This window comes from Streptomyces sp. WAC05292, assembly GCF_003949955.1.
In the GTDB taxonomy this organism is placed as follows: Bacteria; Actinomycetota; Actinomycetes; order Streptomycetales; family Streptomycetaceae; genus Streptomyces; species Streptomyces globosus.
The window spans coordinates 1-1958 of sequence record NZ_RPSE01000653.1; the positions used below are offsets into that span (position 1 = coordinate 1).

At 74.2% G+C, this 1958-nt stretch carries 2 protein-coding genes; one reads left to right on the forward strand and one right to left on the reverse strand.

Going from position 1 to position 1958, the window contains the following annotated elements; all coding sequences use genetic code 11:
* Positions 1-164: 164 nt before the first annotated feature.
* Positions 165-1334: a sensor histidine kinase gene (locus EF903_RS32075; RefSeq protein ID WP_125548469.1), complete on the reverse strand. Its 1170-nt coding sequence runs from the start codon at positions 1332-1334 to the stop codon at positions 165-167.
* 148 nt (positions 1335-1482) lie between these two features.
* Here EF903_RS32075 and EF903_RS32080 point away from each other — a divergent pair, with 148 nt between their 5' ends.
* On the forward strand, positions 1483-1890 hold the full coding sequence (locus tag EF903_RS32080; RefSeq protein WP_125548470.1) for an NADH-quinone oxidoreductase subunit A: 408 nt from the start codon (positions 1483-1485) through the stop codon (positions 1888-1890).
* The last annotated feature ends 68 nt before the right edge of the window (positions 1891-1958 follow it).

Genomic DNA, 1958 nt, shown 5'->3' on the forward strand with positions numbered 1-1958 from the left:
CTGCCCGGCCTGCCCTGCCGGCCACCGCGCCGCCGCCGTCCATGCTCCGTCCGCCTTCCCCTCGGGTCCGCTTGATCCGCCCCTTCACCCTGCCCGCCGGTGCCCGGCCGGGCCATGAGGTGCGTCGGCCTCCCCGACCGGGGGTTAACCCCACCCCCGTGCGGTCAGCCGCGCGCCCGCCACGGGAGCTCGGCCGTCACGACCGTCCCCCGGCCCGGCGGGGAGTCCACGGCGAACACCCCGTCGACCGCCTCCAGCCGCTCCGCGAGCCCCGCCATGCCGGTGCCCCCGGAGGGTGCCGCCCCGCCGCGCCCGTCGTCGGCGACGCGTATCAGCAGCCGCGGCCCCGACTTCCACACCTCGACGCGGGCGGAGGAGGCCTGGGCGTGCTTGCTGATGTTCTGCAGGAGCTCCGAGACGGTGAAGTAGGCGATGCCCTCGATGGCGGGGGCGGGCCGCTCGGGCAGGTCGACGGCGACCGCGACCGGCACCGTGCAGCGCGAGGCGACGGAGGACAGCGCGGCGTCCAGGCCGCGGTCGGTCAGCACGGCGGGGTGGATGCCGCGCGCCAGGTCCCGCAGCTCCTTCAGCGCCAGCTTCACCTCGCCGTGCGCCTCGTCCACCATGGCCGCCGCCGCCCGCGGATCCTCCTCCAGCTTCTCCTTCGCCAGGCCCAGCCCCATCGCCAGCGCCACCAGCCGGGCCTGCGCCCCGTCGTGCAGGTCCCGCTCGATGCGCCGCAGGTCCGCGGCCGCCGTGTCCACGACCACCCCGCGGTCCGACTCCAGCTCGGCGATCCGCCGCTCCAGCTCGTCCGACGGCGACAGCAGCACCCGTACGAGCACCCGGTCCACGTTCGTCAGCGCCCGCGCCACGTACGGCAGCACCGGCCACAGCACGAACAGGCCGACCAGCGCTACCGTGAAGGTGAGCACCCCCCAGGGCAGCCGTACCAGCTCGTACAGCACGGCCCGCCAGGCCACCGGGTCCGTCACCGCGGACCACAGCCAGGCCAGGAACCCGCCCGCCCGCTGCGGACCCGGTAGCGCGGACGGCTCCTCCACCCGCACCCCGAGCAGCAGCCGCGCCCGCGCCCGCTCCAACCGCCCCACCACCCGGGACACGGCCAGGCCGGCCGCCAGCAGCGGGACACCGACCACCGTCATCGACAGCCCGCCCGCCGTTGTCACCATCGTCAGGGTCCACACGAACCCGAAGAGCGAGGCCGGCAGGTTGGCCAGCAGATGGGCGATCTCCTTCCACGCCACCGCCCCCAGGGCGGGGCGCACGGCAGGCGGTCGGTCGTCGTCGGGAGCGGCAGGGAGTGCGGTCATGCCGCACAGCCTGCCAAGACACCCGCGGCCGGTGCCATGGGGGAGCCGGGCCGCGGTGAACGGGGGATAACCCCACCCCGCTCGGGGCAGGCCCTAGACTCCCGTCCGTACCAGATCGTCGACAGTGGCCAAGGAGCGAGGAACGGACGTGCCCGAACCAACGGTGTCGACCGTGACCGTGCTCGCCGCGGACTACTTCCGGAGTTATTCGGTCGTCGGCCTGCTGGCGGTCCTCGGCGTGCTCTTCGTGGCCGTCGCGTTCGGCGCGGGCCGCCTGCTGCGGCCCGTCGTCCCGACCCCCGAGAAGCTGCTGACGTACGAGTGCGGCGTCGACCCCGTGGGCGAGGGCTGGGCGCACACCCAGGTCCGCTACTACGTCTACGCCTTCCTCTACGCCATCTTCGCCGTCGACTCGATCTTCCTCTTCCCGTGGGCGACGGTGTTCGCCGCCGCCGGCTACGGCGCCACGACGCTCGTGGAGATGTTCGTCTTCCTGGGCTTCCTCGCCGTCGGCCTGCTCTACGCGTACAAGAAGGGCGTCCTCGAATGGACGTGACACCCGAGCCCCAGATGCTGCCGGAGCCCCGGCGCCTCGGGGTCCTGTCCCGGCTGGCCCCCGAGCCG

Coding starts and splice junctions, on each gene's coding strand:
- EF903_RS32075 (WP_125548469.1), bottom strand. CDS start 1,334: ATGACCGCACTCCCTGCCGCTCCCGACGACGACCGACCGCCTGCCGTG.